General features: G+C 65.1%; 19 protein-coding genes. 12 read left to right on the top strand and 7 right to left on the bottom strand.

Annotation, left to right across the window (positions count from 1 at the left end; all coding sequences use genetic code 11):
* Window positions 1-64: 64 nt before the first annotated feature.
* From AC066Y_RS32415 to AC066Y_RS32405, 3 genes are all read right to left on the bottom strand, one after another.
* Complete coding sequence (locus AC066Y_RS32415; protein ID WP_478277422.1) at window positions 65-1,162, bottom strand: HD domain-containing protein; 1,098 nt, start codon at window positions 1,160-1,162, stop codon at window positions 65-67.
* Window positions 1,163-1,457: 295 nt separating this feature from the next.
* Window positions 1,458-3,743 carry a xanthine dehydrogenase family protein molybdopterin-binding subunit gene (locus AC066Y_RS32410; protein WP_478277421.1) on the bottom strand — a complete coding sequence of 762 codons (2,286 nt, stop codon included), beginning with the start codon at window positions 3,741-3,743 and terminating at the stop codon, window positions 1,458-1,460.
* Window positions 3,740-4,231: a (2Fe-2S)-binding protein gene (locus tag AC066Y_RS32405; RefSeq protein WP_176534725.1), complete on the bottom strand. Its 492-nt coding sequence runs from the start codon at window positions 4,229-4,231 to the stop codon at window positions 3,740-3,742. The genes AC066Y_RS32410 and AC066Y_RS32405 overlap by 4 nt, the downstream gene beginning before the upstream one ends.
* Before the next feature lie 287 nt (window positions 4,232-4,518).
* Between AC066Y_RS32405 and AC066Y_RS32400 the strand changes: the two genes are divergently transcribed.
* Genes AC066Y_RS32400 through AC066Y_RS32390 form a run of 3 tightly spaced genes read left to right on the top strand, consistent with a single transcriptional unit; the run spans window position 4,519 to window position 6,379 of the window.
* A complete protein-coding gene (locus tag AC066Y_RS32400) occupies window positions 4,519-5,292 on the top strand; it encodes an alpha/beta fold hydrolase (RefSeq protein ID WP_478277420.1) in 774 nt (257 codons plus the stop codon).
* A gap of 23 nt (window positions 5,293-5,315) precedes the next feature.
* On the top strand, window positions 5,316-5,654 hold the full coding sequence (locus AC066Y_RS32395; RefSeq protein ID WP_478277419.1) for a hypothetical protein: 339 nt from the start codon (window positions 5,316-5,318) through the stop codon (window positions 5,652-5,654).
* A 50-nt stretch (window positions 5,655-5,704) separates the two neighbouring features.
* On the top strand, window positions 5,705-6,379 hold the full coding sequence (locus AC066Y_RS32390; RefSeq protein ID WP_478277418.1) for a dienelactone hydrolase family protein: 675 nt from the start codon (window positions 5,705-5,707) through the stop codon (window positions 6,377-6,379).
* A gap of 135 nt (window positions 6,380-6,514) precedes the next feature.
* On the opposite strand, the gene AC066Y_RS32385 is transcribed toward AC066Y_RS32390, so the two are convergent.
* The 3 genes from AC066Y_RS32385 to AC066Y_RS32375 all read right to left on the bottom strand — a co-directional run bounded on the left by AC066Y_RS32385 (window position 6,515) and on the right by AC066Y_RS32375 (window position 8,581).
* Entirely contained in the window at window positions 6,515-7,264 is a 750-nt protein-coding gene (locus tag AC066Y_RS32385) for a polysaccharide biosynthesis/export family protein (RefSeq protein ID WP_478277417.1), read from the bottom strand.
* Window positions 7,265-7,464: 200 nt separating this feature from the next.
* Entirely contained in the window at window positions 7,465-8,121 is a 657-nt protein-coding gene (msrA, locus tag AC066Y_RS32380; RefSeq protein WP_478277416.1) for a peptide-methionine (S)-S-oxide reductase MsrA, read from the bottom strand.
* Window positions 8,122-8,263: 142 nt separating this feature from the next.
* Window positions 8,264-8,581, bottom strand: a complete 318-nt coding sequence (locus AC066Y_RS32375; protein ID WP_092120555.1) for a hypothetical protein — start codon at window positions 8,579-8,581, stop codon at window positions 8,264-8,266.
* Between the two features lie 371 nt (window positions 8,582-8,952).
* Here AC066Y_RS32375 and rpsT point away from each other — a divergent pair, with 371 nt between their 5' ends.
* The 8 genes from rpsT (at window position 8,953) to AC066Y_RS32335 (ending at window position 20,983) form a co-directional block, all read left to right on the top strand.
* Window positions 8,953-9,219, top strand: coding sequence for a 30S ribosomal protein S20 (rpsT, locus tag AC066Y_RS32370; RefSeq protein WP_029079417.1), 267 nt, complete (start codon window positions 8,953-8,955; stop codon window positions 9,217-9,219).
* A gap of 1,238 nt (window positions 9,220-10,457) precedes the next feature.
* Window positions 10,458-11,888 (top strand): chromosomal replication initiator protein DnaA, encoded by a 1,431-nt coding sequence (gene dnaA / locus AC066Y_RS32365; protein WP_212312334.1) that lies wholly within the window; start codon window positions 10,458-10,460, stop codon window positions 11,886-11,888.
* A 280-nt stretch (window positions 11,889-12,168) separates the two neighbouring features.
* The gene (gene dnaN, locus AC066Y_RS32360) at window positions 12,169-13,287 is read left to right on the top strand and encodes a DNA polymerase III subunit beta (RefSeq protein WP_478277415.1); all 1,119 of its coding nucleotides are present in this window, start codon (window positions 12,169-12,171) and stop codon (window positions 13,285-13,287) included.
* Window positions 13,288-13,362: 75 nt separating this feature from the next.
* Entirely contained in the window at window positions 13,363-14,499 is a 1,137-nt protein-coding gene (gene recF, locus AC066Y_RS32355; RefSeq protein WP_478277414.1) for a DNA replication/repair protein RecF, read from the top strand.
* 229 nt (window positions 14,500-14,728) lie between these two features.
* Window positions 14,729-17,164 carry a DNA topoisomerase (ATP-hydrolyzing) subunit B gene (gene gyrB / locus AC066Y_RS32350; protein WP_478277413.1) on the top strand — a complete coding sequence of 812 codons (2,436 nt, stop codon included), beginning with the start codon at window positions 14,729-14,731 and terminating at the stop codon, window positions 17,162-17,164.
* Between the two features lie 224 nt (window positions 17,165-17,388).
* Window positions 17,389-18,681, top strand: coding sequence for a UDP-N-acetylglucosamine 1-carboxyvinyltransferase (gene murA, locus AC066Y_RS32345; protein WP_478277412.1), 1,293 nt, complete (start codon window positions 17,389-17,391; stop codon window positions 18,679-18,681).
* A 213-nt stretch (window positions 18,682-18,894) separates the two neighbouring features.
* Window positions 18,895-20,292 carry an MATE family efflux transporter gene (locus AC066Y_RS32340; RefSeq protein WP_478277411.1) on the top strand — a complete coding sequence of 466 codons (1,398 nt, stop codon included), beginning with the start codon at window positions 18,895-18,897 and terminating at the stop codon, window positions 20,290-20,292.
* 34 nt (window positions 20,293-20,326) lie between these two features.
* Complete coding sequence (locus AC066Y_RS32335) at window positions 20,327-20,983, top strand: DsbA family protein (protein WP_478277410.1); 657 nt, start codon at window positions 20,327-20,329, stop codon at window positions 20,981-20,983.
* A gap of 7 nt (window positions 20,984-20,990) precedes the next feature.
* On the opposite strand, the gene AC066Y_RS32330 is transcribed toward AC066Y_RS32335, so the two are convergent.
* Window positions 20,991-22,130, bottom strand: coding sequence for an FUSC family protein (locus tag AC066Y_RS32330; RefSeq protein ID WP_478277409.1), 1,140 nt, complete (start codon window positions 22,128-22,130; stop codon window positions 20,991-20,993).
* 132 nt (window positions 22,131-22,262) lie between these two features.
* Between AC066Y_RS32330 and AC066Y_RS32325 the strand changes: the two genes are divergently transcribed.
* Complete coding sequence (locus AC066Y_RS32325; protein WP_478277408.1) at window positions 22,263-23,633, top strand: MmgE/PrpD family protein; 1,371 nt, start codon at window positions 22,263-22,265, stop codon at window positions 23,631-23,633.
* Window positions 23,634-23,805: the final 172 nt, after the last annotated feature.

Raw genomic sequence — 23,805 nt, 5'->3', positions numbered from 1 at the left:
TTGATTGGCTAAACGCCGCGCCACACACGCTATTGCGCGGCGTGGCGGAGCAATGACGGCGGGCTCAGTAGTGCCCGAACGCGACCGGGCGGAACGCCTGCAGCAATTGCTGGTCGAGCTTGCCGCCCATCTCCTCCATCATGGAGAACGCCTTGGCGTGGGTGAATTGCAGCCGGTAGGCGCGCTTCTCGACCAGAGCGGCATAGACATCGACGATCGTGGTGACGCGGACGATGTCGCTGATCTGGTTGCCGCTGAGGCCGTTCGGATAGCCGGAGCCGTCGAGGAATTCGTGATGATGCAGGATCACGTCGAGCATTTCCGGCGGGAAGCCGCCCTGCGCCGACAGCGCCTCGTAGCCGCGGCGCGGATGTTCGCGCATCTCGGCCATTTCCTCGACCGTGAAAGCGCCGGGCTTGTCGAGCAGCGCGACCGGAACGAACGCCTTGCCGACATCATGCAGCAGTGCGGCACGGGCGAGCCGGCGCTGGTCGTCGTCGCGCATGCCGAGATGCTGCGCGAACGCCACCGCAAAGCCGGTCACGAACAGACAGTGGCGATAGGTCTCCTGGTGATGGCAGCCGACCGTGGTCAGCCATTCACGCAGCGAGTTGTGCTTGATCGCCTTGAGGATCTTGTTTTCGGCGGCAACGATGTCCTCGAACCTGAGCGGCTCGCCCGCGCGCATCCGCTCGAACATCTTGACCATCACACCGTGCGCGGCCTCGACGCCGCGATTGAGCGCCTTGCCGCGGTCGGTTTCGTCATAGCCGCTGTTGTCGGGAAACGCGGCGCGGATGCGCTGCAGGATGCCCCGCGCATCGAACGGCCGCGAGATCGTGTCGGTGGCGCCGAGCGCCCAGGCCTGCATCGAGGCGTGATGCATCGCATCCGCCAGCACGAACAGCCTCGGCATCTCGCGATAGGCGTCGGCCTGCAGCTTGGCGCGGACCATTTGCACGGCTTCGGGCGAGCGCAGATTGATGTCGACCACGATGCCGGAGAGATCGCCAGCCGGCTGCTCGGGAATATCCGAGGTCGGAACGGTATCGACCTCGCCCACCGAGCGCAGGATGCTGGCCAGTTCGTTGCTCTGATCGCTTCGATCTGACGCCAGCAGCAGGCGGCGCTTCGAAGTCTTGTTGTTGGCTAAGGCTGTCATGGAATCCCCGTCGCGGTAACGACCGACGCCGCGACGCTACCTGACGATGCGTTCCCTCCCGCTTAATGGGGATGCTGAACGGCGGTTAAGCGCAATGGATACAATTTGAGGAACCGCGGAATCCGCCAGCAGAATCAGGCCGGCAGAAAATGATGGCGGGCGGCCGCAGCGCCGACGAATCGTGAATTTTCGCGGTGTCAAAGACGTCGGCGCTCCACCATCCGGCGGACGCCTGGAGCAAAGAAAAACGCCGGAGAGCGGTCAAGCTCTCCGGCGTCCCCATTGGTTCAGGCCGTTACGCCTTCATCGCAGCCTTGACGGCCTCCGCGGTGATCGGCAGGCCGCGGACGCGGGCGCCGACCGCGTTGAAGACGGCATTGCCGATCGCCGGCGCCACCACCGTCACGGCGGGCTCGCCGACGCCGGTCGCCTTCTCGCCATTGGCGATGACATTGACCGCGACTTCCGGCAGCTGGCTCATCCGAAGCGGCGTGTAGGTGTCGAAATTGGTCTGCTCGATGCCGCCGTCCTTCAACGTCGCCTTCTCGAACAGCGCCAGTGACATGCCCCACAGCGCCGCGCCCTCGACCTGGGCCCGGATGCCGTCGGGATTCACTTGCGTGCCAACGTCGGTCGCAACCGTCAGCTTCTTCACCGTCACCTCGCCCGACGGGGCGACTGCGACGTGGGCGACGCAGGCGGTCCAACTCGCCGTGGCGCGCTCCTGCGACGATACGCAGGCAACGCCCATGCCTTCGCCCTTGGGCAGCTTCTTGGTGCCGTAGCCGGCGAGACCCATCGCCGCGAGCAAGGTGTTACGGAGACGCTGCGCGCCGCCGTCATTCTTGCCCTTGCCGTCGAGCAGCTCGACGCGAAGCAGGGCCGGGTCCTTGCCGGTCGCATGCGCGATCTCATCGACCATGCTTTCGACCGCCCAGAACGTCCAGCCCGGCGCCACCGAACGGAGCTGACCCGACGGGGTGGCGTTGTGCGCCATCTCGTTCTTGATCGCCCGCACATAGTGGTTGGGGACGGTGTAGAAGAAGTCCGAGCCGTTCACCGTGAATGCATCGAGCGGTCCCTTCTTGTCGACCGAGGGCGACAGGAAGTCGGGGATGCCCCAACGCTGGGTCGGCCAGGCCGAGACCACATCGTGGGTCAATGCGACGAGCTTGCCGTCGCCGTCCACGCCAGCCTTTACTTTTTGGTAGGTCAGCGGACGCGAGAAATCCATCGTCATGTCGTTCTCGCGCGTGTAGATGACCTTGACCGGCTTGCCGACGGCCTTTGCCGCCTGCACCGCGGGCACCATCATGTCGGCGTCGAGACGCCGGCCGAAGCCGCCGCCCAGCCACATCTGGTGCATCACCACGAACTTCGGATCGATCCCGGCGGCGCCGGCGGCGATCGCGCCGGAGCGCGTCGCGAACTGGTTGCCGGAATAGATGTGCAGGATGTCGCCCTTGAACTCCGCGGTGGCGTTCATCGGCTCCATCGGCGCGTGGATGTTGATGTTGGTGGTGTATTCCGCCTCCAACACCTTGGCCGCCGTGCCGAAGGCTGCGTTCGGATCGCCGTCCTTGACGAAGAACTCACCGGAATCGCTGAGCCCCTGCAGCCGCTTGGCCTCGGCGAACAGCGATTCGCTCGACAGTTTGGCGTTCGGACCGCCGTCATAGCTCACCTTCAGCGCCTCGGCGGCCTTCTTCGCCTGCGCATAGGTGTTGGCGACCGCGACGACCCAGCCGGTCGTGGTCGTGGTCTTGTCGTCCAGGGTGACGGCCTTGATGAAGCCCGGCACCTTCTTGGCCGCGCTATCGTCCACCGACTTCACGGTGGCGCCGTAGCGGATTGGCGGGGTGACCAGCGCGCCGTAGACCATGCCCGGCAGCATCACGTCGATGCCGTACTTGGCCGTGCCGTTGACCTTCAACGGGATGTCGAGCTGCGGCACCGAGACGCCGATCATGGTGTACTGGTCGGCCGACTTCAGCTTGATCGCCTTCAGATCATCCGCCGTGAAGGTCTTGGTCGCCTTGCCGCTCTTCACCACTTCGGCAAACGACATCGACTTCTTCGACTTCGGATGGCTGATCGTCGACGCACGCACCACCAGCTCGCTGGCCGGCACGCCCATCGAGGCCGCCGCCGCCTCGGTCAATGCGATGCGGCCGGCAGCGCCGGCGCGGCTCATGGCGTCGAAGTTCATCATCGTCGACCAGCTGCCGCCGGTGATCTGCGCGCCCAGCACGGGATCGTTGAACTTCGGATCGTTGGAGGCGAGCTGGACCCGCATGTCCTTCCAGTTCGCGCCGAGCTCTTCGGCCACGATCTGCGCCATCGTCGAGGCGACATGCTGGCCCATGTCGGCCTTGCCGCAGGTCACGGTGACGAGACCATCGGGCGCGATCGAATACCAGACGCTTGGCTCGAAGTTGGCGGGCGCGGGCGCCGCAAGCGCCTCATCGATGCCGGACGCAGCGTAGCCGAGCACGAGACCGGTTGCAGCGGTGCCGACCAGGAAGGAACGGCGGCTGAGATCGGTCGTCTCGGGAGCGAGGTTTTTCACGTGCTTGTTCATGTGGCCCTCCGCTCGGATCCGGTGGCCGATGCGGTGCGCATGTCGGACGCAGCGCGCATGATCGCCTTCTGGATTCGTGAATAGGTCATGCAACGGCAGAGATTGCCGTCCATATGCGCGACCACTTCTTCCTTCGTCGGATTGGTGTTCTTCGACAGCAGCGCGGCCGCCTGCATGATCTGGCCGGACTGGCAGTAGCCGCATTGCGGCACCTGCTCGGCGACCCAGGCCTTCTGCAAGGGATGTTCGCCCTTGGCAGAGAGACCTTCGATGGTGGTGATCTTCTTGCCGACGGCGTCGGCGAGCGAGGTCTGGCAGGACCGCACCGCTTCGCCGTTGACGTGAACCGTGCAGGCGCCACAGAGACCGGCGCCGCAACCGAATTTGGTGCCCGTCATCTGCAATTGCTCGCGGATGACCCAAAGCAGCGGCGTGTCATTGGCCGCCTCGACGGACATATTCCGTCCGTTGATATTGAGATTTGGCATCTCTCTCCCCTTCCGGTGTCGGAAGCCGCTTACGGCGGCAACTCACTGTTGGGTCATGGCTGGCGCCCACCGGGTAAGCGACAGTTGCCGAAACAATGATCCGGTTCCTGGCTGGAGGCAATCCAATTTGGAATTGCTCGAAAGGAATAAATTTCGGAAACTCCCTGTTGTGCGATGCGGCAACGGCATGAAGCTTTTGAAATGCCAGTATTGATGCCGTATCGATCAATCCTACCAAGGTCGGTAGCGCTGCCGGACCTGACGTCGACAACAGAAGGAGCCCGTCAATGGCCAAGCTCAACCGCAGCGGCGTCGATATCTATTACGAGATTCACGGCAGCGGCCCGCCCCTGATCCTCACCCACGGCTATTCGTCGACCTCTGCGATGTGGCACGGCCAGATCGAGGCGCTGTCGAAGCGGCACAAGCTCATTCTCTGGGACATGCGCGGGCACGGCCAGTCCAACTATCCCGACAATCCGGATGCTTACAGTGAAGCGGCGACGGTCGGCGACATCGCCGCCCTGCTCGATGTTGCCGGCGCCGACAAGGCGATCGTCGGCGGCCTGTCGCTCGGCGGCTACATGTCGCTCGCCTTTCATCGCGCCCATCCGGAGCGGGTGCGCGCGCTATTGATCATCGACACCGGCCCGGGATTCAAGAAGGACGACGCCCGTGAGGTCTGGAACACGCGCGCCCGCGACACTGGCGACCGCTTCGATCGTGAAGGGCTCGAGGTGCTGAAGTCGCTGAGTGCCGAGCGCGCGTCGGTCACGCATCGCAACGCCAGGGGCCTAGCGCATGCCGCGCGCGGCATGCTGGCGCAACGCGATGCCCGGGTGATCGAGTCGTTGCCCGGGATCAAGGTCCCGTCGCTGGTCGTGGTCGGGGCCAACGACACGCCGTTCCTGGCGGCGTCCGACTACATGGCGGCGAAGATCCCGGGCGCGCAGAAGGCGGTGATTCCGAACGCCGGCCACGCCGTCAACATCGACCAGCCGCAGGCCTTCATCGCCGCCGTGCTGCCGTTCCTGGATCACCTCGAAACCGGCGTAGCGTGAAAGGCCAAATGAAGGATCAGGCCATGAAGACGATCGTCGTCGCCCTGCTGCTGAGTGGGGCCGCCACGGCCGCCAGCGCGGAGAAGCTTCCGCCGTTCGGCGGACCTGCATCGGCTTTCACCGCGACGCTGTCGAACAACACACCGCTGGTGTTCGGCATGGGCGTCGCGGACGCGCAGCGTGCGCTCGGCACCCCCTTCACCCATGTCAGCGGACGGCCTGGCAACGAGATATTCCTGACCTTCCGCGACCTCGGCGGCAGCGGGCTGTTTCCGCACCATGACCGTCTCTTTCTGCAGTTCCGCAAAGGCCGGCTCGCCGGCTGGAAGGCCGACTGGGGCGAGAACTGGATGTGGCGCTAAACCTCATCATCGAAAGCTTCATGCAACCCCCAACATGACAAGGATGGACCATGGGACAAGACATCAAACTGAAGGCTTCTGATGGATTTGAACTCGGCGCCTATCGCGCCGATCCCGCCGGCGCGCCGAAGGGCGCGATCGTGGTGATCCAGGAGATCTTTGGCGTCAACCACCACATCCGCTCGGTTTGCGACCGGCTGGCGAAGGAAGGCTATGTCGCGGTTGCGCCGTCGATCTTCGACCGCATCACGCCGAACTTCCAGAGCGGCTACGCCCCCGATGAGGTGGCCGAAGCGCGCAAGTTCGTCGCCAATCCGGACTTTGCGGCGATGCTGCGCGACAGCCAGGCAGCGATCGACGCGGTGAAGTCGGCCGGGCCGGTCGGCATCATCGGCTTCTGCCTCGGTGGCAGCATCGCCTATGCGGCCGCCACCAAGCTGACCGGGCTATCGGCCGCGATCGGCTATTACGGCGGCGCCGTCATCCGCTTCGCCGACGACAAGCCGACCGTGCCGACGCAACTGCATTTCGGCGAGAAGGATGCGGGCATTCCCTTGAGCGATGTCGAGACCATCAAGTCGAAGCGGCCCGAGGTCGAGGTCTTCATCTATCCCGGCGCGCAGCACGGCTTCCATTGCGACGAGCGCGCCAGCTACGACAAGGCGAGCGCCGACATCGCCTGGCCGCGCAGCATGGAATTTTTCGCGAAGCATTTGCGGCGATAGCTCTTTCCATCTCGTCATTCCGGGATGCGCCGCAAGGCGCAGGCCCGGAATCCATTTCGCCGCAAGACGCGCGGAGTGATGGATTCCGGGTTCGCGCTTCGCGCGCCTCGGAATGACTGATGGAGGGACGTTGCTTTAAAACCAGCGCTCGCCGACGAACACCGTATCGCCCGGGCTCATCGGCGTGCCCAGCGGCACCACGAAGCGGCCGGAGCCGGATGCATCGGTATGGGTGAGGGTGACCTGGTCGCGCTTGGCACGCGGCGAGAATCCGCCGGCGATCGCGACCGCGCTCTCGACGGTCATGTTCGGCACGTAGGGATACTGGCCGGGAGCCTGGACCTCGCCGAGGATGAAGAACGGCCGGTAGGACTCGATCTCGACCGCCACCGAAGGATCGCGGATGAAGCCGTTGCGCAGCCGCGCCGAGATTTCACCGGCGAGCCCGGCCGGCGTGCGGCCGCGCGCCGGCACCGAGCCGATCAGCGGCACGGTGATCGAGCCGGCGGCGTCGATCGCGTAGGAGTTGGTCAGGCCTTCCTGACCGTAGACCACGACGCGGAGCTTGTCGCCCGGGCCGAGATGATAGGAGTTGTCGTAACCGGCGGGCCCACCCGGTGCGGCGGCATAAACCACCGGGGCGGCACCCGGCGCGGCATAGCCATAACCGGGAGAAGCACTGGCGAAGGCGGAACGCAGTGCGCTGATCGCACCTCCGCCGCCTACGTCAGCAACCGGGGCGGATGCGTAAGCCGGTCCATAGGTGACGGCATCGACACCTTGCGGGCCGACGGCGACTGGACCGGACGTGCTCATGCAGCCAGACAGCGCGAGCGCAGCCACAACGGCAGTGATCGGCAATCGTAACGCGCGTGCAACCGGCACCGGACCTATCCCTCAACGGCAGACAAGCCCAGTCTTGCACCGCTTATGGTTAATAAAGGGTTTTCGAGCACCGGAGTGGGGAGACGGAAAGCCCGCCTCCCCCTCGATTTAGAGCATGATCCAAAAAAGTGGGAACCGGTTTTCCCTCGCGACAAACGCGAAAGCGTTTGCGCGGAGATCATGCTCAACAGAAGCGGCGATCAGGCGGTGACGCCGACGCCGATCGGGCAGGACACGCCGGTGCCGCCAAGCCCGCAATAGCCCGCCGGATTCTTGGCGAGGTATTGCTGATGGTAGTCCTCGGCGAAGTAGAACTCGCCGGCCGGTGCCACTTCCGTCGTGATCGCGCCGAGGCCCTTGGCGGCGAGCGCCTTCTGATACATCACCTGCGACGCATCGGCGGCTTTGTGCTGCGCGTCGCTGAACGTGTAGATCGCGGAACGATACTGCGTGCCGATGTCGTTGCCCTGGCGCATGCCCTGCGTCGGGTTGTGGTTCTCCCAGAATGTCTTCAGCAGCTTCTCGTAGGAGATCTTCTTCGGGTCGAACACGACCAGCACGACTTCGGTGTGGCCGGTGCGTCCCGAGCACACCTCTTCATAGGTCGGGTTCGGCGTGTGGCCGCCGGCATAGCCGACCGCGGTGGTGTAGATCCCGTCGCCGAGTTCCCAGAACTTCCGCTCCGCGCCCCAGAAGCAGCCGAGGCCGAACACGGCCTGCTCGAGGCCTTGCGGATAGGGCGGCGTCAATTTGCTGCCATTGACGAAATGCGTGGTCGCGGTCGGGATCGGCGTGGTGCGGCCAGGCAGCGCCTCGGCGGCGCTTGGCAACGCGGTGGTCTTGCGCATGAACAACATGGATACCTCCGGGCGGGACATCGGCCGACGCGGCAACGGCCTGCGGGCCGGCTGTCACCTATATATGTCCTTACGCGGATGATGGCAGCCCCGTTACTGACGGCTGCGGCAAGGAGAAGCTCAAGCGGGCTGCAGCGCCAGCTCAGTCGCGTGCGTAGCCGATCAGCGGCTTGCGCGGCCGGAACAGGATCATCAGCAGGATGCCGGCAATGCCAAGCACCGCGAACACCGGCTGCTCCAGAAGCACGCGGATCACGCCGTTCCAGAGCCAGGGCGCGAAGCGATCCACCCAGGCATGGAACGCCTGCTGGCTCGACTGATGGATATCGTTCCAGAACTGGCCGAATTGGGTGAACCGCAGGCTCTGGTCGGCGACGTAGCGGGCCCCGTCATAGACCATGAAGATGAAACTGCCGGCCAGCAGCAAAAGGCCGATCAGGCGGAAAAAGCCGCGGATCATGCGTCACCCTAACTCCCTGTCGCGCCCCACGCGTCGACAGGCCTTACCGGGCGCCCCCCGGAAATTCAACCTCTTCAGCGGCTTATCCGGCCCTCGCGAGGCCGATTTCAGGCCCTTTTTCGGTCCCGAAAGCGTTGACGGTTAAGCCTGCGCCATCTATAAGACCGGCCGATGGCGGCGGGCGCAATCCTGCCGCCGCTGTTCTTTGGACAGTGCCGCATGCGGGGGCAGCAATATGCGCCTTGGCATGGCCGCCTCAAGGACACCCAAGAAAACACCTTGGACAAATACATCAGAGTTGAGATTTGAACCGGCCGGTGCGCGCAAGCCCGACCACCGAGCGATCACCGCCGAAGGACAGTTAGAGAACCATGGCCAACACCACCTCCGCCAAGAAGGCGACCCGCAAGATTGCCCGCCGCACCATCGTCAACAAGTCGCGCCGCACGCAGATGCGTGGCGCAGTGCGCACCGTCGAGGAAGCAATCAAGAGCGGCGACCGCGAGGCGGCACTGAAGGCGATGAGCAAGGCCGAGCCCGAACTGATGAAGGCAGCGCAGCGCAACATCATTCACAAGAACCTCGCGAGCCGTAAGGTGTCGCGCCTCACGCAGAGCATCGCCAAGCTCGCCAAGTAAGCTCAGCGAGTACAGCTCGCCCCGTGAGCTGACCGAAGAACACATTTGTCACGAAGCCCGGCTCGCGCCGGGCTTTTTGTTTTGGTCTCGCATTTTGTCGTGGAAGTTTCATAGCGCGAGAAGAGTCGGCGTTGCCGCGCAACGAACTGCGTGCCATGTTTCGTCGCGTCCGTAGTTCTACCGGCACAATATGCTTAACGCGCCGCACTCGCGCACAGATTGTTCTGCGCTAAGCTAGATAGATGGAATAGCGCGCGAACATCTCGCGTTGAAAATTGCGCAGCGGGGTTACCCTGCAAAAGTAATCGCGAAAAATGACGTCTCGCGAATTACTTATGCACATAGCGCTGAACAGCGATTGGAAAAATGACCGGCGCGAGACCAAATGTAAATTTTCTATGAAAAATTTTTGGTATTGCACCGTCGTTTGTGACACGCGTGAATCTGTGCGCTGATTCAAAACCTTGCTTTCGCAACTCAGCGTCGGCAACACCGCAACAGTCGCCAAGAGTCTCGACCCCCGTCGAATCCACGGATTGTCAGGAAATGCGCTTGGTGTATTTATTTCTTGTTCGCGACGCCCACGGATCTCCAGATCAGCGCGGTTTGAGACCCAAGGGCGGACGTGCAAATCGGCGGCGGTGTGCGCGTTAGCGACGCTTTCCAAGCGAAGCTAGATTGACGGCTCATAGCGATATGAGGACGGTCGACCTGTGTCAAAATATCTCCGGCGGTGCCCCCGACGATTTGGGGGATCGAACAAGAGAGACCAGGCGTCAGTCGGAATCTGGCAACGGGAACGCGGCGCGAGCGAACGGGTTGACGACGACACGCGGCGGCGAAGCGCCGGGCATCTCGGTGTTCGGTAGCGGCAGTTCGATTTTGAAGACACGAGCAAGCTGGCAACTTGCCGCGATACGTCGCGGCGGGAGGGGGAGGACTTATGCCTTACGGTATCATCACTGCAGTCGAACCAACGACAGCCCAAGTGCAGATTTCCTGTGGTGCCGTAATCAACCCCTCGGACGCTGGCTCTAACCCGCAGAGACCGTCGAGTACGCGCTGACCTCGCGGGACGCATCTTCTCCAAACAGCTGACCTGTCGCGTGGCGCTTGGCCGCCACACGGGAGAGATTTGTCCGGAGCAGATCGCGCCCGCTAGAGGTCGCGTCGTGGCAGGACCCCTGCACGGCGCTTTCGCAATCATCATCTCTCAGTTTTGGAAAAGTACGAAGGCAATGACGAACACGGAACAGGATCGCTGGTCGCGGGTAAAGGGACGTTTGCGGACGAGCGTTGGCGAGGACGTCTACACGAGCTGGTTCGCACGGATGGATCTCGAGAGCGTGCACGATGAGAGCGTGCATCTATCGGTTCCGACCCGGTTCCTCAAGAGCTGGATCCAGGCGCATTACGCCGAACGCGTGCTCTCCTGCTGGCAGGCCGAGATGCCCGAAGTGCATCGCATCGACCTCACCGTGCGCTCGGCGATCCGTGCGATGGCCCCTGTGAAGGAAGCGGCTGCGCCGGCCGAAGTGCGCCGTGTCGAGCGCAATGACGGTCGTCCTGCGCCTGAACTGCGCTCGTTCGCGACGGCGCCGGTGTCCGCCAGCCATGATGCGCTCGGCGGCTCGCCGCTCGATCCGCGCCTGACCTTTGCAAGCTTCGTCGTCGGCCGTTCGAACACGCTGGCCCATGCGGCTGCGCGCCAGGTCGCGGAAGGTCGCCGCGGCGATCCCGTGATGTTCAACCCGCTCTACATCCATGCCGGCGTCGGCCTCGGCAAGACGCACCTGCTGCAAGCGGTGACCTGGGCCGGCAATTCCGGCGGCGAGCGCAAGGTGCTGTATCTCACCGCCGAGAAGTTCATGTACGGCTTCGTCGCGGCGCTGAAGACGCAGACGGCGCTGGCGTTCAAGGAGGCGCTGCGCGGCATCGACGTGCTGGTCATCGACGATCTGCAGTTCCTGCAGGGCAAGTCGACGCAGGCCGAGTTCTGCCACACGCTGAACGCGCTGATCGACGCCGGCCGCCAGGTCGTGATCGCCGCCGACCGTCCGCCGTCCGACCTCGAAAGCCTCGACGACCGCGTGCGCTCGCGGCTCGCCGGTGGTCTGGTGGTCGAGATGGGCTCGCTCGGCGAGGAACTGCGGCTTGGCATCCTCAAGTCGCGCGTCGCCGCGGCCCGCGCCCACCATGCGACCTTCGATGTGCCGGAGGAAGTGCTGGACTATCTGGCGCGCACCATCACCCACAACGGCCGCGACCTCGAAGGCGCGATCAACCGCCTCTTGGCGCACTCCAAGCTCAACAACCAGCCGGTGACGCTGGAGATGGCCGAGCGCGAGGTGCGCGACCTGATTCGCCCGCAGGAGCCGAAGCGGATCAAGATCGAGGACATCCAGCGCGTGGTCGCCCGGCAGTACAATGTCAGCCGTTCCGACCTCTTGTCGTCCCGTCGCACCGCCAACGTGGTGCGCCCGCGCCAGGTTGCGATGTATCTAGCCAAGACGCTGACCCTGCGTTCGCTGCCGGAGATCGGCCGGCGCTTCGGCGGCCGCGACCACACCACGGTGTTGCACGCGGTGCGCAAGATTGAGGCACTGGTCGCCAAGGACACGGCGCTGTCGGAGGAAGTCGAATCGCTGAAGCGGCAATTGCAGGAATAAGACTGGAGGAATAAGGCCGCCTCATTTGGCTGGCTCGTTCCATAGCCCTCCCCTTCATCAAGAGGGGAGGGCTAAACTTTTTTCCGGCCCAAAACGTGGGGAACGGGGCCCGTTTCGCGCCCGTATCCCTTGCACCGGCCGCCCATCCGCGCCACCTTGCGGTCCCCCCGTGGGTTTGATCAAATCCGGTATTGATCCGGCTTATCGGGTTTCCAATGCCGCGGTGCTGCCCTGAACGGCCGCCCGGCTTTTCCATCTGAGGGATCTGGCGGGTATTGCAATGAAGGTCACCGTCGAGCGCGCGCAACTCCTGAAATCGCTGGGTCACGTTCACCGCGTGGTCGAGCGCCGCAACACCATCCCGATCCTCGGCAACGTGTTGATCCGCGCCGAGGGCGCCAAATTGTCCCTGAAGGCAACCGACCTCGATCTCGAGGTGACGGAGACCTTGGCCGCCGAGACCGGAACCGCCGGCTCGACCACGGTGCCGGCGCACATGTTCTACGACATCGTCCGCAAGCTGCCCGACGGTTCGCAGATCGTGCTGGAGGCCGACGGCGACCGCTCGGTGCTCGCGGTGCGCGCCGGCCGCTCGCGCTTCACGCTGCAGACGCTGCCCGAAAGCGATTTCCCGGGCCTTGCCGCCGGCGACATGACGCATTCGTTCTCGCTGCCGGCGTCCGACATCAAGCGGCTGATCGACCGCACCCAGTTTGCGATCTCGACCGAGGAGACCCGCTATTACCTCAACGGCATCTATCTGCACGCCGCCGGCAGCGCCAAGGTGGCGACCCTGCGCGGCGTTGCGACCGACGGCCACCGCCTGGCCCAGATCGACCTCCCGCTGCCCAAGGGCGCGACCGGCATGCCCGGCGTGATCGTCCCGCGCAAGACGGTCGGCGAGGTGCAGCGGCTGATCGAGGGCGACGACGCCGAGATCTCGATCGAGCTGTCGGATGGCAAGATCCGTTTCACGCTCGGCAATGTGGTGCTGACCTCGAAGCTGATCGACGGCACCTTCCCGGACTATGGCCGCGTCATTCCGCAGAACAACGACAAGGAACTGGTGGTCGACAAGAAGGATTTCGAGGCCGCCGTCGATCGCGTCTCGACCATTTCCAGCGAACGCGGCCGCGCGGTGAAGCTGGCTTTGTCCCCCGGCAAGCTGGTGCTCTCGGTCACCAACCCGGATTCCGGCAGCGCCACCGAAGAGCTCGAGGTCGAGTACGCCTCGGACGCGCTCGATATCGGTTTCAACTCGCGCTATCTGCTCGACATTGCCGCCCAGATCGAGGGCGAGGTCGCGGTGCTGAAGCTCGCCGATCCCGGCTCCCCGACCCTGGTGCAGGACCGCGACAGCAAGGGCGCGCTCTACGTGCTGATGCCGATGCGGGTGTGACGCACTTCTCTTGGCGCGCATCAGGACTAGATTGCGTCGTGGCTGGGTACGACTGCCCGGCAATGACGAGCTGAGATGACCCCGTCCCGCATTCATCGCCTGTCGCTGACGCATTTCCGGAATTACCGGACGGCGACGCTGCAGGTCGCGGGCGACATGGTGGTGCTGGTCGGGCCGAACGGCGCCGGCAAGACCAATTGCATGGAGGCGGTCTCGTTCCTGTCGCCGGGCCGCGGGCTGCGCCGCGCGACCTTGGAGGACATCGCCGACAATCAGGGCGACGGCTCCTGGGCGGTCTCGGCCGAAGTCGAGGGCGCGTTCGGCCTCGCCACGCTCGGCACCGGCATCGATCCCCCGACCGGCGAGGCGAGCAACGCAAGGCGCTGCCGCATCGATCGCGAGCCGGTGGGGTCCGCGACCGCGTTCGGTGACCACCTGCGCATGGTGTGGCTGACGCCGGCGATGGACGGCCTGTTCATGGGCGCCGGCTCCGAGCGGCGGCGCTTCTTCGACCGCCTGGTGCTGGCGATCGATTCCGAACACTCCAGCCGGGTCTCGGCGCTGGAGCGCTCGCTGCGCTCGCGCAACCGGCTGCTCGAGGTGCGCAACTACGACGACCATTGGTGTGATGCGATCGAGCGCGAGACCGCGGAGCTTGCGGTCGCGGTCGCCGCATCGCGCGGCCAGACCGCCGCCAAGCTCGCCACGATGCTGCATGAGCGCGGCACCGCCTCGGCCTTCCCGTCCGCCGAGATCATGCTCGACGGCTGGATGGAGAACGCGCTGCTGCAGGAGCCTGCGACCGCGGTGGAGGACCGCTACCGCGAGATCCTGCGCGCCAGCCGTCCGCGCGACGCCGCCGCCGGGCGCACGCTCGACGGCCCGCATCTGACCGATCTGCAGGTGATCTATGCGCCGAAGAGCATGCCGGCGCGCGACGCCTCGACCGGCGAGCAGAAGGCGCTCTTGATCGGGCTGGTGCTGGCGCATGCCACGATGGTCGCGGAGATGACCGGCATCGTGCCGCTGCTGCTGCTCGACGAGGTCGTCGCCCATCTCGATCCCAATAGGCGCAAGGCGCTGTTCGGGGAGCTCGCAAAGCTCGGCGCACAGGTCTGGATGACCGGCGCCGACCCTGCCGCCTTCGTCGATATCGGCCCAACGGGAGAGATTTTCGACGTCGAATCCGGCCGCGCCACACGGCGCGGCTAAGCGCGCGGAATCGCCTCCGAGAGGAGCTCGAATCTGTCTTCGAATCGGGCTTTTCAGAGCCTCCGGAATCGGCCTTTGAGAGCCTTGAAACAGGCCGAAAAAATCCTATTTATTCAATAGTTTGTAGACAGAGACTTTGCGCTAGGCGCAACTGCTCTTTCATGGCACAAATAGCGGAATCAGCGCCTCATTTTGTGCAGCTGATTCGGGACATCCTCGAAGGCCTCACATGACTGAACCTGCCCGGCAGACCCCTGCCGACTCTGAGCATCCCATTCCGGCTGAATATGGTGCGGAATCGATCCGGGTGCTGAAGGGCCTCGACGCCGTCCGCAAGCGGCCCGGCATGTATATCGGCGACACCGACGATGGTTCCGGCCTGCACCACATGGTCTACGAGGTCGTCGACAACGCGATCGACGAGGCGCTGGCGGGCCATGCGAGCCGCGTCCTGGTCACCCTCAACGCCGACAATTCCGTCACCGTGTACGACGACGGCCGCGGCATTCCGGTCGGCATCCACAAGGGCGAAGGCGTCTCGGCGGCCGAGGTCATCATGACCCAGCTCCACGCCGGCGGAAAGTTCGACCAGAACTCCTACAAGGTCTCCGGCGGTCTGCACGGCGTCGGCGTCTCCGTCGTCAACGCGCTGTCCAGCAAGCTGGGCTTGCGGATCTGGCGCGACGACAAGGAGCACTACATCGAATTCGCGCACGGCGATGCCGTCGCGCCGCTCAAGGTGGTCGGCGATGCTCCGGGCAAACGCGGCACCGAGGTCACCTTCCTCGCCTCGCCCGAGACCTTCAAGAACATCGAATATGATTTCGCGACGCTCGAGCACCGGCTGCGCGAGCTGGCCTTCCTCAATTCCGGCGTCCACATCGTGCTGTCCGACATGCGCCACGCGGTCGAGAAGCGCGAGGAGATGCACTATTCCGGCGGCGTCGAGGAATTCGTCAAATATCTCGACCGCAACAAGAAGGCGATCGTGCCGGCGCCGATCATGGTGCGTGCGGAAGCCAACGGCATCGGCGTCGAAGCCGCGCTGTGGTGGAACGACAGCTACCACGAGAACGTGCTGTGCTTCACCAACAACATCCCGCAGCGCGACGGCGGCACCCATCTGGCCGGGTTCCGCGGCGCGCTGACGCGCCAGGTCAACGGCTATGCCGAGGCCAATGCGAAGAAGGAAAAGATCGCGCTGACCGGCGACGATTGCCGCGAAGGCCTCACCGCGGTGCTGTCGGTGAAGGTGCCCGATCCGAAATTCTCGTCGCAGACCAAGGACAAGCTGGTGTCCTCGGAGGTTCGACCGGTGGTCGAGAACGTCCTGAACGAGGCGCTGGCGGCCTGGTTCGAGGAGAATCCGAAGGAAGCCAAGGAAATCGTCGGCAAGGTGATCCAGGCCGCCGCAGCTCGCGAGGCTGCGCGCAAGGCACGCGAGCTGACCCGCAAGAATCCGCTCAGCGTCTCTTCGCTGCCCGGCAAGCTCGCCGACTGCCAGGAGAAGGATCCGGCGAAGTCCGAACTGTTCATCGTCGAGGGCGACTCGGCAGGCGGCAGCGCCAAGCAGGGCCGCAACCGCGAATTCCAGGCGGTGCTGCCGCTGCGCGGCAAGATCCTCAATGTCGAGCGCGTGCGCCCCGACAAGATGCTGTCGTCGGAGCAGATCGGCACGCTGATCACCGCGCTCGGCACCGGCATCAGCGACGATTTCTCGGTCGACAAGCTGCGCTATCACAAGATCATCGTGATGACCGACGCCGACGTCGACGGCGCCCATATCCGCACGCTGCTGTTGACCTTCTTCTATCGCCAAATGCGCCCGATCATCGATGGCGGCTTTCTCTATATCGCCCAGCCGCCGCTCTATAAGGTCTCGCGCGGCAAGTCCGAGCAATATCTGAAGGACGAGCGCGCGCTCGAGGATTACCTGATCTCGACCGGGCTCGACGAATGCGTCTTCAAGCCGGCCTCCGGCGAAGACCGCTCGGGCCGTGACCTGCTGTCGCTGGTCGAAGACGCCCGGACGATCCGCTCCGTGCTGCGCAACCTTCACAGCCGCTACAATCGCGCGGTGATCGAGCAGGCCGCGATCGCCGGCGTGCTGACCCCGAGAATCACCAGCGATATCGCGACCGCCAACTCCGCGGCTGATTACATCGCCAAGCGGCTGGACGCAGTCGCCGACGAAGTGGAGCGCGGCTGGATCGGCACCTTCACTGAAGGCCAGGGCTTCCAGTTCGAGCGCACCGTGCGCGGCGTCAAGGAAGTGGCCGTGATCGACGACGCGTTTCTCGGCTCGGCCGATGCACGCAAGCTCGACGAGTATGCGACCAGGCTGCAGGAGATCTACGTGCGGGCGGGCAAGCTCCGGCGCAAGGATGCCGAGCAGACCATCCACGGCCCGATCGACCTGTTCGAGGCCGTGACCGATGCCGCTCGCAAGGGCGTCTCGCTGCAGCGCTACAAAGGTCTCGGCGAGATGAACCCGGAGCAGCTGTGGGAGACCACGCTGGACACCGAGGCGCGCTCGCTGCTCCAGGTGAAGATCAAGGAGGTCGACGAGGCCGACGATATCTTCACCAAGCTGATGGGCGACGTCGTCGAACCGCGCCGCGACTTCATCCAGGAAAACTCGCTCAGCGCTACCATCGACATCTAGGGACCTGCTCCCGGCGGCCAGGCGGACATGCGCTTCCGACGCGACGGTTCGGCCAAGATGACGTGTCTGTGACCGCGCGCTCCGCACCGTCGCGCGGCTACCTTTCGTGTGGAAGCTGCGCCGGGAGTTGTGTTACGGTGCCGGACAGCCATTGATTCCGTTACGGAATTTCGCGTGGCCCAATTCGAATCCAAGTCTGGATGATGCGTTAGGGGACATTCCGCGTGCCGCCGATCCAATACATCGTCGAAGGCGGCCGCCGCCTTTCGGGCACCATCGAGCCGTCGGGCAACAAGAACTCCGCGCTGCCGATCATCGCAGCTGCCCTGCTCACCGAGCATCCGGTCACGCTGACCAACGTGCCGCGCATTCGCGACACCGAAACGCTGGTCGAGCTATGCCGCTCGGTCGGCGCCAACGCCGAATGGACCGAGCGCAACACGCTGCAGATCCATGCCAAGGAGATCCGCGCCGCCGATCTCGATCCGGCTCTGTGCGCGCGGATCCGCGCCTCGATCCTGCTGGCAGGTCCGCTGCTCGCCCGCTGCGGCGAGGTCGCGTTGCCGCCGCCCGGCGGCGACGTGATCGGCCGCCGCCGCCTCGACACGCACTTTTTGGCCTTCGAACAGCTCGGCGCCACGGTCACCGCGACGCACCGGCTGGAATTCCGCGCCGCGCGCCTGAAGGGCGCCGATGTGTTCCTCGACGAGCCCAGCGTCACCGCGACGGAGAACGCGCTGGTCGCCGCCGTCGCCGCCCGCGGCACCACCTATCTGCGCAACGCGGCCTCCGAGCCGCATGTGCAGGATCTCGCCAATTTCCTGGTCGCGCTTGGCGCGAAGATCGAAGGCATCGGTACCAACACCATCACCGTGCACGGCCAGGCGACGCTCGGCGGCACGACCTACGCGATCCAGCCGGACCATATCGAGGTCGGATCGCTGATCGGCCTTGCCGCGGTCACCCGCTCCCCGCTGCGCATCGCGCGCGCCGGCGTCGAGCATCTGCGCTCGATCCGGATGGGCTTTGAACGGCTCGGCATCGTCTGCGGCATCGAGGGCGACGACCTTGTCGTGCCGTCGAACCAGACCATGAAGATCCAGGACGATTTCGGCGGCCACGTGCCGAAGCTCGAGGACCAGCCCTGGCCGGCCTTCCCGGCCGACCTGATGTCGATCGCGATCGTCACCGCGACGCAGTGCGACGGCGTCATCCTGATGCACGAGAAGATGTTCGAATCGCGGATGTTCTTCGTCGACAATCTGATCGCGATGGGTGGTCGGATCGTGTTGTGCGACCCGCACCGCGCGATCGTGGCCGGTCCGAGCCGGCTGCGCGGCGCGCCGATGAACTCGCCCGACATCCGCGCCGGTATGGCGATGCTGCTGGCCGCGGTGTGCGCCAACGGCACCTCCACCATCAACAATGCCGACCAGATCGAGCGCGGCTATGAGCGGATCGACGAACGGCTCAACGCTCTCGGCGCCAAGATCAAGCGGATACCCGCGCGATCGTGATCCAGGCTTGATCCGGAAAGGTGTGAAGCGGCCTCCCGGTCGGATCATGCTCGCGATCGACGCGGCGAACAGCCCGCTCGCCGAAGCCGCGACGAAGGGCGAGCCGCTGGCCTTCAAACGACAAGTTGGGACACGATGATCTCTGCGTGAGATCGTCGCGTTTGGGCAGTTTGGCCATCCTTCCGGCCGGTTTGCCGTGCTAAGCGGGCCGTCATGACCTGCATCGACAAGATCGACCCGGCCGCGTCGCGCGCGGCCGTCGTCCCCTCTCGCAAGCTGCTCACGGCCGAGCTCGCGGAAACGCTGAAGCTCTCGGTGCCGCTTGCGCTGACGCAGCTCGGGCAGATCGCGATGATGACGACCGATCTCGCCTTCATCGGCCGGCTCGGCAGCGAGAACGTCGCCGCGGCGGCGCTGGCGCATACCGTGTATTTCGTCAGCTTCACCATCGGCATGGGCATGATGGCGGCGGTCTCGCCGCTGGCCGCGCAGGCGTTCGGCGCCCGCAATCCACGCGTGATGCGGCGTTCGCTGCGCGTCGGGTTGTGGGCCGCCTTCTTCATGGTGCTGCCGCTGATGGCACTGCCGTTCCAGGGCGAGCGCATCCTGCTCGCGCTCGGCCAGACCCAGGCCACCGCGCACCTGGCGCAGCAATATCTGTTCGGGCTTGCCTGGGGCATCCTGCCGGCGCTGTGGTTCATCGCGATCCGCGGCTTCATGAGCGCGGTGAACCGGCCGGAGCCGGTGCTGTGGATCACGCTCGCGGCGATCCCCGCCAATGCGCTGATGGTCTACCTGTTGCTCTACGGCAAATGGGGCATGCCCGAACTCGGCATGTTCGGCGCCGGGCTTGCGACCACGATCGTCAATCTCGGCACTTTCCTCGCCGGGGTGTGGTTCGCGGCGCGGCGCCGCCCGTTCCGCAAGTACCATGTATTCAGCCGCGTCTGGCGCATCGACTGGCCGTTGTTGGGCAGGCTTGTCGCCATCGGCGCGCCTATCTCGATCGCCTTCCTGCTGGAATACGGCCTGTTCGGCGCGGCCGGCCTGCTGATGGGGCTGATCAGCACCACGGCGCTGGCGGCGCACCAGATCGCGCTGCAGATCGCGGCGATCCTGTTCATGGTGCCGTTCGGCATCAGCATGGCCGCCACCGTGCGGGTCGGCCAGGCCGTCGGCCGCCGTGACACCGACGCGGTGCAGCGGGCCGGCTTTGTCGCGGTCGCGCTCTCCGGCGTGTTCATGAGCATCATGACGCTCGCGGTGATCCTCGCGCGCTTCGAGATCGCGGCCCTGTTCCTCGGTGAAGCTTCCGACGCCACCGCGCAGCTCACCGCGATGCTGCTCCTGATCGGCGCGACGTTCTTCATCGCCGATGGCGTGCAGACCACCACCGCCGGCGCGCTGCGTGGCATGCACGACACCCAGGTGCCGCTGCTGTTCGCGACCATCAGCTACTGGCTGATCGGGTTCGCGTCCGCCTACGCGCTCGCCTTCTGGGTCGGGCTCAAGGCGCCCGGCGTCTGGATCGGATTGTCGCTCGGGACTGCGGTCTACGCGACCCTCCTGATCTTGCGTTTCCGCCTGCTGGCACGCAGACTGGCGGCATGAGGTCGACGAGGTCACACCGAACGGAGGCTAGCGCATGACCTTGTCGGTCGATCTGTTCTTCTCGTTCCGCAGTCCGTACAGCTATCTGGCGCTGCCGAAGACTTTGAAGATGGCCGCCGACTACGATGTCGCGGTGAATTTGCGGCCGGTCTATCCGCTCGCGGTGCGCGTGCCGGGCTTCTTCAAGAAGACCAATCCGCAATTCGCCCGCTATGTCGTGCTCGATTCCAGCCGTGTAGCCAAGCACGAGAACATCCCGTTCCGCTTTCCGCGTCCGGACCCGATCGTGCAGGACATGACGACGCTCGACGTCGCCGCGCATCAGCCCTACATCCACCGCCTGACCCGGCTCGGCGCTGCCGCACAGCTCGAGGGGCGGTCGCTTGCCTTTACCTTCGCGATCAGCCGCGTGCTGTGGGACGGCTCGGTGAAGGGCTGGAACGAGGGCGATCATCTGGCACGAGCAGCCGATGCCGCCGGATTCGATCTCGCTGCGATGGATGCGGCGATCGCCGCCGACCCCGATCGCTATGAAGCAGTCATCAAGGGCAACGAGGAGGCGCACGCGGCCTCCGGCCATTGGGGCGTGCCTACCTTCGTATTCGAGGGCGAACCGTTCTTCGGTCAGGACCGCATCGATCTCCTGATCTGGCGCATGGAGGGCAAGGGCCTGACGCGCCGCATGGCATAGCCAAAGGTCATGCCGCGCTCTTCTCCGAAGTTTCGGCAACGATCTTCTCGGAAGCATCCTCGTTCGTGCACCAATTGCCGTGGCAGCGCTTGAGGTCGCTCAGATTCTGCCGCATCTGGTCGAGCGAAAATCCAAGCGCGAAGAACCGCTCCATGGCATCGACCGGAAGGCCGCGAGTCAGGCCCTCGCTGCGCACCGCGGCCACCTCCTCGCTGTAGGCATGCAGCGCGGCATCGACCGGCGTCATGTCGGCCGGGCCGCTGCCGGCGCGCAGGGCGGTAGCGACCGCCACCATATAAGTCACAATGGCATTGCTGACGTCGGCCAATGGCCGCGCCAGCCTGGCCTGGATATCGGCCGGCAGCGGCACCACGCAGGCGCGCCCGATCATCACGACGTCGTGCCGCAGCCGCTGGATCGTCCGCAACAGCGGTCCGGTGTCCGGCCCGGACGACAGATGCATCGTGCGTTCGCGCTCGGCCTCGAGGCCGGTCGCGTGCAAATTGGTCACCGCGCTGCCGATGCCGTCCTGGATCCGGTGCAGTGCGTCGTTGTCGAGCCCGCGGGTCAGGCCGGCGAGCAATTCGGCGAACGCCGCCGAGAGCAGTTCCAGCAGCTTCGACGCATTGACCCTGATCTGGCTGACCGCGCGCGACGGCAGCACCAGGAACGAGATCACAAGGCCAGTCAGCGCACCGACCGTGACCTCGAGCACGCGGTCGATCGCGGAGTCCAGCGGATTGGAGTGATGCATCGTCGGCAGCAGTAGCACGATCACCGCCGTCACCGTCGCCGAGTTCAGGCTCGGATTGAGCGCGGCGATGAATGCCAGCGGCACGATCGCCAGCACCAGCAGCGCCAGCAGGCTGCCCTCGCCGGAATGCGGGATCAGCACCGCGATCGCGCCGCCATAGATGGCGCCGCCGATGGTGCCGAGCATGTAGTCGCGGGTCGCCTTCAGCGAGCGGCCGACGCTCATCTGGGTCACGATCAGCGAGGTCAGCACCGCCCACAGCGGCAGCATAAGGTGCATCGCGACCGCGATGGTATAGGCCGCGACGCCCGCGGACGCGATCCGGACCGCCAGCGCGAGCTGCGTCTTGCGGGTCCAAAGCCTGTCGAACATGCGTTTTGCGAAGGTCCTCATGCACCCTGATCCGCAATCAATGGAAAGGCCTATGTTAAAGGACGTCGAGCATGGCTGCTGCCCGCGGCGGCAAGGTGGCTTGAAAGGCCAAACCCGCCCGCCTACCCTGCGCCGCAAGATTGAGGAAACACGATGGCCCACGAAACCGCAACGCTCGCCGCCTACGTCGCCGACCTGAAATACTCCGATATCCCGCCGGAAGTGCTGGAGCGCGCGAAGGTTTTGACGCTGGATTTCCTGGGCAGCACCATCCGCGCCCGCCGCGATGCGGAATCGACGCCGTCGCTGATGAAGATGCTGGCGGCACTGGCGCTGGACGGCAAGGGCGAGGCCACAGTGTTCGGCGACACCAAGACCTGGACGCCGGCGGTGGCGGCGCTGCTCAACGGCGCGCTCGGCCATTCGCTCGACTTCGACGACACCCACGCCGATTCCTCGCTCCATCCGAGCGCACCCGTGGTGCCTGCCGCGTTCGCGATCGGCGAGATGGTCGGCGCGTCCGGCCGCGACGTGCTGACCGCGATCGTCGCCGGCTATGAGGTGTGCTGCCGGCTCGGCAACGCGCTCGACCCGACCTCGCATTATGCCAAGGGCTTCCACCCAACCGCGACGGCCGGCACCTACGGCGCGGCCGCGGCGGCGGCAAAACTGTTCGGGCTGTCGAAGGAGCAGATCGTCTCCGCGTTCGGCGTCTCCGGTAGCCAGGCCGCGGGCTCGCTGCAATTCCTGGTCAACGGCGCCTGGAACAAGCGCTACCAGGTCGGTGCCGCCGCGATGAACGGCGTGATCGCAGCGACCTTGGCGCGCAACGACTTCATCGGCTCGAGCGAGTCGGTCGAAGGCAAGCATGGCCTGCTGGTCGGCTATACCGATGACGCGCATCCGGACAAGGCGGTGGCCGGCCTCGGCAGCACCTATGAGACCTTGAAGATCGGCGTGAAGCCGTATCCGAGCTGCCGCTACACCCATGCCGCGATCGACGCGCTGATCGCGATGCGGCGCGAGCACAATCTGACGCCGGACCAGATCAGGAAGGTCGAGATCGGCCTGCACCGCAACGGTATCACGCTGACCGGCGACGCCGCCACCAAGCGCCACCCGACCTCGGTGGTCGGCGGCCAGTTCTCGATGTTCTTCACCGGCGCGATCGCGCTCGACCAGGGCCATTTCGGCTGGGACGATTACGACCGGCTCGGCGATGCGGCGATCGACGCGCTCGCCGACAAGTTCGACGTGGTGCAGGACGACCGCCTCGAGGTCGGCCGCACCCATCCGTTCGGCGCCCGCGTCTCGATCACCACCGATGACGGCACCCATGAGCGCCTCTATGCCGATCCCTCCGGCGAACCGACCTCGTTCCCCGACGCGCAAGCGATGCAGCAGAAGTTCCTGACGCTGGCCCGCCCGGTGCTCGACAACCGCGCCGACCAGCTCGCTGACGCGATTCTGACGCTGGAGCGGTTCGACCGCGTGGAGAAGGCGACGCAGCTGGGGCGGCAGTAGGGGCCGCCGTCGTCGAGGCGCAGGCTGCACGGCGCATCCACCACCGTCGTCCCTGCGAAAGCAGGGAGATGGAGTCACGTTTGAAGTGCAACGATTGATTTGAGCTTGGAGAATGCCTCGGCGGGTGTCTTGAAGTCCAGGCATTTGCGTGGGGTATCGTTGAGGCGCTGAG

Source organism: Bradyrhizobium sp. USDA3010, assembly GCF_056429065.1.
This window is presented reverse-complemented; position numbering and strand designations above follow the sequence as displayed.

Excerpts from the sequence above, each read along its gene's own strand:
- AC066Y_RS32415 (WP_478277422.1), bottom strand. The coding sequence starts at position 1,162 with ATGACAGCCTTAGCCAACAACAAGACTTCGAAGCGCCGCCTGCTGCTG.
- AC066Y_RS32410 (WP_478277421.1), bottom strand. The coding sequence starts at position 3,743 with ATGAACAAGCACGTGAAAAACCTCGCTCCCGAGACGACCGATCTCAGC.
- AC066Y_RS32405 (WP_176534725.1), bottom strand. The coding sequence starts at position 4,231 with ATGCCAAATCTCAATATCAACGGACGGAATATGTCCGTCGAGGCGGCC.
- AC066Y_RS32400 (WP_478277420.1), top strand. The coding sequence starts at position 4,519 with ATGGCCAAGCTCAACCGCAGCGGCGTCGATATCTATTACGAGATTCAC.
- AC066Y_RS32395 (WP_478277419.1), top strand. The coding sequence starts at position 5,316 with ATGAAGACGATCGTCGTCGCCCTGCTGCTGAGTGGGGCCGCCACGGCC.
- AC066Y_RS32390 (WP_478277418.1), top strand. The coding sequence starts at position 5,705 with ATGGGACAAGACATCAAACTGAAGGCTTCTGATGGATTTGAACTCGGC.
- msrA (WP_478277416.1), bottom strand. The coding sequence starts at position 8,121 with ATGTTGTTCATGCGCAAGACCACCGCGTTGCCAAGCGCCGCCGAGGCG.
- AC066Y_RS32375 (WP_092120555.1), bottom strand. The coding sequence starts at position 8,581 with ATGATCCGCGGCTTTTTCCGCCTGATCGGCCTTTTGCTGCTGGCCGGC.
- rpsT (WP_029079417.1), top strand. The coding sequence starts at position 8,953 with ATGGCCAACACCACCTCCGCCAAGAAGGCGACCCGCAAGATTGCCCGC.
- dnaA (WP_212312334.1), top strand. The coding sequence starts at position 10,458 with ATGACGAACACGGAACAGGATCGCTGGTCGCGGGTAAAGGGACGTTTG.
- dnaN (WP_478277415.1), top strand. The coding sequence starts at position 12,169 with ATGAAGGTCACCGTCGAGCGCGCGCAACTCCTGAAATCGCTGGGTCAC.
- recF (WP_478277414.1), top strand. The coding sequence starts at position 13,363 with ATGACCCCGTCCCGCATTCATCGCCTGTCGCTGACGCATTTCCGGAAT.
- gyrB (WP_478277413.1), top strand. The coding sequence starts at position 14,729 with ATGACTGAACCTGCCCGGCAGACCCCTGCCGACTCTGAGCATCCCATT.
- AC066Y_RS32340 (WP_478277411.1), top strand. The coding sequence starts at position 18,895 with ATGACCTGCATCGACAAGATCGACCCGGCCGCGTCGCGCGCGGCCGTC.
- AC066Y_RS32335 (WP_478277410.1), top strand. The coding sequence starts at position 20,327 with ATGACCTTGTCGGTCGATCTGTTCTTCTCGTTCCGCAGTCCGTACAGC.
- AC066Y_RS32330 (WP_478277409.1), bottom strand. The coding sequence starts at position 22,130 with ATGAGGACCTTCGCAAAACGCATGTTCGACAGGCTTTGGACCCGCAAG.
- AC066Y_RS32325 (WP_478277408.1), top strand. The coding sequence starts at position 22,263 with ATGGCCCACGAAACCGCAACGCTCGCCGCCTACGTCGCCGACCTGAAA.